General features: G+C 67.8%; 7 protein-coding genes and 1 pseudogene. 1 reads left to right on the forward strand and 7 read right to left on the reverse strand.

What is annotated here, in order from left to right:
• The 3 genes from A3220_RS16060 to A3220_RS16070 all read right to left on the reverse strand — a co-directional run.
• On the reverse strand, positions 1–876 hold an 876-nt coding region (locus A3220_RS16060), incomplete at its 3' end, for a rubredoxin (RefSeq protein ID WP_164834403.1).
• Entirely contained in the window at positions 873–2,042 is a 1,170-nt protein-coding gene (locus A3220_RS16065; RefSeq protein ID WP_244891589.1) for an acyl-CoA dehydrogenase family protein, read from the reverse strand. The genes A3220_RS16065 and A3220_RS16060, both read right to left, overlap by 4 nt.
• Positions 2,043–2,085: 43 nt before the next feature.
• The gene (locus tag A3220_RS16070; protein WP_062375954.1) at positions 2,086–2,661 is read right to left on the reverse strand and encodes an OsmC family protein; all 576 of its coding nucleotides are present in this window, start codon (positions 2,659–2,661) and stop codon (positions 2,086–2,088) included.
• Between the two features lie 369 nt (positions 2,662–3,030).
• On the opposite strand from A3220_RS16070, the gene A3220_RS16075 reads away from it, so the two are divergent.
• Positions 3,031–3,393: a DUF5362 family protein gene (locus tag A3220_RS16075; protein WP_062375950.1), complete on the forward strand. Its 363-nt coding sequence runs from the start codon at positions 3,031–3,033 to the stop codon at positions 3,391–3,393.
• Positions 3,394–3,497: 104 nt separating this feature from the next.
• Here A3220_RS16075 and A3220_RS17500 read toward each other — a convergent pair whose 3' ends face one another.
• From A3220_RS17500 to A3220_RS18075, 4 genes and pseudogenes are all read right to left on the reverse strand, one after another.
• Positions 3,498–3,752, reverse strand: a complete 255-nt coding sequence (locus tag A3220_RS17500; RefSeq protein WP_174524476.1) for a hypothetical protein — start codon at positions 3,750–3,752, stop codon at positions 3,498–3,500.
• A 70-nt stretch (positions 3,753–3,822) separates the two neighbouring features.
• Positions 3,823–4,410, reverse strand: coding sequence for a peroxidase-related enzyme (locus A3220_RS16080; protein ID WP_062375952.1), 588 nt, complete (start codon positions 4,408–4,410; stop codon positions 3,823–3,825).
• A gap of 180 nt (positions 4,411–4,590) precedes the next feature.
• Positions 4,591–4,968: a group II intron maturase-specific domain-containing protein gene (locus tag A3220_RS18070; protein ID WP_252860507.1), complete on the reverse strand. Its 378-nt coding sequence runs from the start codon at positions 4,966–4,968 to the stop codon at positions 4,591–4,593.
• A gap of 117 nt (positions 4,969–5,085) precedes the next feature.
• Positions 5,086–5,576: pseudogene (locus A3220_RS18075) on the reverse strand (reverse transcriptase domain-containing protein); the annotation flags it as partial.

Genomic DNA, 5,576 nt, shown 5'->3' on the forward strand with positions numbered 1-5,576 from the left:
CCAGGCGTACCGACCCGCTGCCGCGCTTTGGCGACAAGCACGCGCGTAATTGGCAGTTGGGTAGTGGGCGACCGCGCGTGTGGCATGGGCRWYSCCCGGCGGCCTCCGGCAGCAGTCCGGCCAGGGGGTAGGCGATGGCGGTCCAGCAGGCTCATCGCGATGACCGGCCCGGGCGAGATCCTCGGCCAGCTCGCAGCCGACCATGCCGCCCCCCACCACCGCCACCCGCGCCGGCCCGTCGGCCAGGGCCCGCTGCAGCCCGCTCCAGCCGGCCAGGTCGTTGACCCGCCAGCAGTGCGCCTCGGGCAGCGCCGCGGGCAGCGCCGGCCGGGCGCCCATGGCCAGCACCAGGCCGGTGTAGCTCAGGGTGCCGCGGGTGGTGCGTAGGCGGCGCGACTGCGGCGAGAGGCCGGTGACGAAGGTGCGGGGCAGCAGCTGCACGCCCAGGCGCCGTGCCGCCTCGCTCCCGGATTCCCGCACCAGGTCATCGGCGCTCTGGCCGCGGCTCAGCGCCACCGACAGCTCCGGCTTGTGGTAGCGGTCGCCCGAGCAGGCGGTCACCAGGGTGATCGGCAGGTCGCGATCCAGGGCCCGCAGGGCCTCCACCGCCGCCCAGCCGGCCAGGCCGGCGCCCACTACCACCGCACCGACGCGGCGGGGGCTGGCGTCGGCCGCCACGGCGTCCACCGGCTCCCTCGGCACGAAGGGCTCGAAGTCCGCCTTGGTCACGCCGCACAGCGGGCACTCCCAGTCGTCGGGGATATCCTCGAAGCGAGTGCCGGGGGCCAGGCCGCTGTCCGGGTCGCCCTCCGCCTCGTCGTAGATCAGGCCGCAGGCGCGGCAGATGTACTGCTGAAAGGGACGCTCCTCGCTCATGACGGTATCTCCTCGCGCATCAGGCGCGCCATCTCCCAGCGCAGGTGCTTGATGGCCGGCGTCACGATGGCCACGAAGTGCGCCTCGCGAATGCGCCGCTGGGGAGCCGCGCTCATCAGATAGCCCCTGGCCCCCTGGTGGAGCAGCGCCGACTGGGAGGCGCGCAGCGCCAGCTCGGCCCCCTGCACCCGGGCGTCCAGCACCTCGAGCAGGAAGTCGCGGCCGCCCTCGAAGGGGGTCTTCGCCAGCGTCAGGGCGCGCTGGCGCAGCTCGTCCAGCTCCGCCTGCAGGGCGTCGGGGCGCTCGTCGAGATGCTGGTTGACGTGCCCCAGCGCCGGCTCCACCTCGCGGATGGCGTCGATGCTGCCCTGGGTGACCCCCACCGCCATGCCGGTCTGCAGCAGGATGAAGGCGGCCTTGATGCGGGCGATGAAGGGGCGCGCCGGGTCGGCGATCAGCTCATCCTCGCCGACGAAGTAGTCCTTGAGGGTGATGCTCCAGGTGCTCGAGCCCTCCATGCCGGAGAAGGCCGGGCACTGGCGCAGCGCCACCTCCTCCCGGCAGTGCAGCACGAACATGATCTCGTGGGAGAGGCTGCCGTCGGCGCCCTCGACCCCGGCCAGGGCGCCGCAGTACTGGCCGGCGGCGATATGGCTCACCCAGGGCAGGGTGCCGCTGACCCGATACCCCCCCGGGACCCGCCGGGCCCGCAGCGCCAGGCTCTCGATCCCCGACAGCGCCTTCATGGGGTTGGAGAGCGCCGTGCCGCCGAAGCTGTCGCCCCGGGCGTGGCGCTCCAGGAAGTCACCGCAGAGCGCCGGGTTGCCCGACTGCTCCAGGTAGAGGCCGAAGACATCGTGGGCCCAGACCAGAAAGCCGGTGGTGCCGCAGTGGCGGCTGACCTCGGCCATGGCACCGATGGCCTGGTCGAAGCGCTGGCCGCGGCGGTCCAGGTGGGCCCCCAGCCCCCCGGCGCGGCCCAGGGACGCCATGATCTCCAGCGGGTAGTGGCCCCGGTCGATGCGTCCGGCCATCTCGGCCAGGGGGCCGGCGGCAATCCGCTCGACCCGCGACAGGATATCGGCACTCGAGGCGTCACCGGGTGGAAGCCCCGGGGCGGGGGGCGGCGCGGTGCGAACGGCGTTGGCAGTGGCGGCTTCGATCATGGTCATCTCTCCGTGCAGGCGTTCAGGGGTACGGTCGCGCGGCTTATTCCGGGTCCGCCAGGCTGATGCTGAAGGGGATGGGGTTACGCATGGTGTTGGCCACCGGGGAGTAGAAGTTGGCGTGCCGGACGATCTCGTCGAGCTCCTCGCGGCTGGCGTCGCCCTCGACCAGCACCTTGACGCGGATCTCCTGGAAGCCCATCTCGGGAGGCTGCTTCTCGGCGCCGCCGGCTCCCCAGGCGGCGGGGTTGCCGATATCCCCCTCCAGGAAGATCTCCAGGCGGCTCAGCTTGACCTGCTTCCAGGTGGCCACGGCGGTGATGCCCACCGCCAGGCAGCCGCCCAGGCCGGAGAGCACGATCTCGCCGGGGGCAGGCGCGGTATCTTCGCCGAACAGGTGCAGGGGCTCGTCCACCACCACCTGGTGCCCGCTGACGTGGCTGATGGTGCGGTACTGCCCTTCGGTGACGGTGTGGACCTTGTTGGTGCCCCGGGTGGCAGGGTTGCTGCGGCCCTTCTCGGCGAAGCCCAGCAGGCCGTCACGGTCGATGGGGCGCAGATAGTCGGAGCCGGTGGTGGCAACGGTGGCGGAAACGGTGGCTTCGGCGGCTTGGCTCATGGTGTTCTCCTGGGTGTCTCGAATGGCTTGATGAACGTTTTCACCAAGCAGCTGCAAGCCAGGCACCAGGAATGCCAAAAACCCTACTGAGTCTTTTATTTTCAGATACTTGAAAACCAGGCAAGGGACCTCGACCGATCCCGGGAAGCCCGACAATGTCGGACAGAGTGGCGACAATGTCGACAATTGGTGCGACGCACCATGCCAAGAGGCCATGGCGGTGCAGGGAGAGGAGCGGTATCAGCGACAGGTAGCGCCCCCTCTCCGGGCCAAGGGGGCAAGCGCGCTGCGGGACTGCTAAAGTACTGGGCGCCAATCGCAACGGCGGCACCCCTTCATTTCATTCGCCCACCAGACAAGGAACGTTACATGGACCACAACTCTCAGGAACTTCTGCGCGACCTGATCGAGCCGCTCTACCGCGGCAAGTTCTGGATGCAGCTCACCGGCGTGATGCTGATCCTCTCGGGGGTGCTGACCGCCCTCTCCATCGTCGGCCTGATCGTGGCCTGGATTCCGATCTGGGCGGGCTGGGTGCTGATGCAGGCGGCGGGCGCCGCCGGGCGGGTCTTCGAGAGCGGCGACACCCGGGACATGAAGTTCGCACTCGGCAGGCTCAAGACCTACTTCACCATCTTCGGCGTGCTGATCCTGATCTACCTGGCCATCGCCGTAGGCGGCATGCTGTTCGGCGCCATCGGCATGATGGGCATGATGGGCGGCAGCTGGTAGCGGCTGACGCCCCACAGCGGACCATCACGCGAGCGCCCCCGCCGGGAAACCGGCGGGGGCGCTCTTGCCTGGCGCCATTGCCGTGTCCGAAGGTAGAACCTATACTATATCGCAAAGTGCGATAGAGCAGACGCCATGCATGTCATCACCCAGAAGCGCATCTGGGAAGCCAAGCAGAAATGGCCCCAGGCCGCCTCTGCACTGGATGCCTGGTATCGGCTCATGAAGTCGAGCGAGCCCGCCAGCTTTGCCGAAATGACCTCGGGCCGCTCGCGATGCAACTGACCGAAGCTCAGGCGGCAGTAGAGCGCCAGCGCCTGCAGTCGGTCTTGGTCGCTCCATGCCTTACGCTCTGCCACTGAACATGCCTCGCCTCATTCCCCATTTCATCTTCGAGCGTACCGGCAGCCCTTCTGGATGCCAACGGCGTTACTTCTCCCTCGCCACCCGGCCCATCAGGTAGAACTCCTCGTTGGGCGGGGTGCCGGCGAGGGTGACCAGGCGGTTGGACATGCCGAAGAAGGCGGCGATGGCGCCGATGTCCCAGATGTCGTCCTGGGTGAAGCCGACCTCCAGCAGGCGGGTCTGCCACTCGTCGGTGAGCTCTCCGACCTCCAGCCCCGAGTGCATGGCGAAGTCGAGCATCACCCGGTGGCGCTCGCTCAGATTCGCCACCCGGTGGTTGATGGCGACCTGGTCGGCCAGCAGCGGGTCCTTGCTGTAGATGCGCACCAGGGCGCCGTGGGCCACCACGCAGTAGAGGCACTGGTTACGGGCGCTGGTGGCCACCACGATCATCTCCTTCTCCGCCTTGGTCAGGGTGTCGGACTCCCGTTCCATCAGGGCGTCGTGGTAGGCGAAGAAGGCGCGGAACTCGGCCGGGCGGTGGGCCAGCATCAGGAAGACGTTGGGGATGAAGCCGGCCTTCTCCTGCACCGCCAACATGGCGTCGCGGATGTCCTCGGGGAGGTCCTGGATCGACTCGGGGATGGGAAAGCGGCTGATGGGCACGGTCATGGTGGCTCCTGGCGTTGTGGTTGTTATGGATACCCTCCAGTTAACGTTAACGTCAGGGTGCTGTCCACACGATCTCGGTCGCAGGTGAGTCATCAATCGAGTAGGAGGGGGAGTCGCCTCCCCCGTCCTCTCACACCACCGGGCATACGGTTCCGTACCACGGCGGTTCACGAAGAACGTCTAAGCCCTTTTGATCGTATCGAGTACCGAGATCAGGCCCAGACGGTCGAACCACTTCCGAGGCAGAGCCTGATTCATGTGCGAGGCGCCGGCGTTCCACCAGGCGCCTCGCCCATTCCCCGCTGACTTCCACGCCCGCTGGTCGTCCAGACCCAGCGCCAGGAGCTTGCGGCGCCGGGTCCATGGGTGCTTCCACTGCCGCCAGATCACGCAACGTAGTCGGCGTCGTGTCCAACCATCCAGCGCTTCCAGCGGGCGCTCTACGTCGACGAGGGAGAAGTAGTTGGCCCAGCCCCGCAGGACCGGGGTCAACTCTTCGATAACGCGCCGTATGTTGCGCCCCCTGCCACGCTTGAGGATCACGCGGACACGCTGCATCAGGCGCTGCAGGCTGGCCTTGGCTAGCGTCAGTTTCGGCTGCTTGTGCCGAGTGAGACTGTAGCCCAGATAGCCGCGTTTCCATGGCCGATCCACCGCACTTTTGTGGCGGTTGACCGTCAGCCGGAGTGAGTTCTCGAGAAAATCACTCAGGCTAGCCATAACGCGCTCACCCGCTCGCTGACTCTTGACGCATACCTGCAGGTCGTCGGCGTAGCGGCAGAAGCGGTGACCGCGGCGCTCCAGTTCCTTGTCCACGTCATCCACGCTAGCAGTGGGCTCAGCGGCCCACCCTGGGGCGTGCCCTGCCGGCGTGGCGCGGCCAGGCCGTCCTGGAACATCCCGGCTTCCAGATAGCCTCGGATCAGGCGCAACACTCGCTTGTCGCGGACGCGGCGCGCGATCCGCGCCATCAGCAGGTCGTGGTTCACCCGGTCAAAGAAGGCTTTCAGGTCAAGATCGACCACCCATCGGTGGCCGGCAGTGACATGGGCCTTCATCGCCGAGACGGCCTGCTGGGCACTGCGCCCTGGCCTGTAGCCGTAGCTCGATGCCGAGAATGTCGGATCGAAGATCGGCGTCAGTACCTGAAGCAGCGCCTGCTGGAT

It is taken from the genome of Halomonas sp. KX33721 (genome assembly GCF_001596805.1).
GTDB classification, from domain to species: Bacteria; Pseudomonadota; Gammaproteobacteria; order Pseudomonadales; family Halomonadaceae; genus Vreelandella; species Vreelandella aquamarina.

Bases quoted from the DNA above. Each gene is read 5' to 3' on its own strand.
- A3220_RS16065 (WP_244891589.1), bottom strand. From the start codon at position 2,042: ATGATCGAAGCCGCCACTGCCAACGCCGTTCGCACCGCGCCGCCCCCC.
- A3220_RS16070 (WP_062375954.1), bottom strand. From the start codon at position 2,661: ATGAGCCAAGCCGCCGAAGCCACCGTTTCCGCCACCGTTGCCACCACC.
- A3220_RS16075 (WP_062375950.1), top strand. From the start codon at position 3,031: ATGGACCACAACTCTCAGGAACTTCTGCGCGACCTGATCGAGCCGCTC.
- A3220_RS16080 (WP_062375952.1), bottom strand. From the start codon at position 4,410: ATGACCGTGCCCATCAGCCGCTTTCCCATCCCCGAGTCGATCCAGGAC.
- A3220_RS18070 (WP_252860507.1), bottom strand. From the start codon at position 4,968: ATGCAGCGTGTCCGCGTGATCCTCAAGCGTGGCAGGGGGCGCAACATA.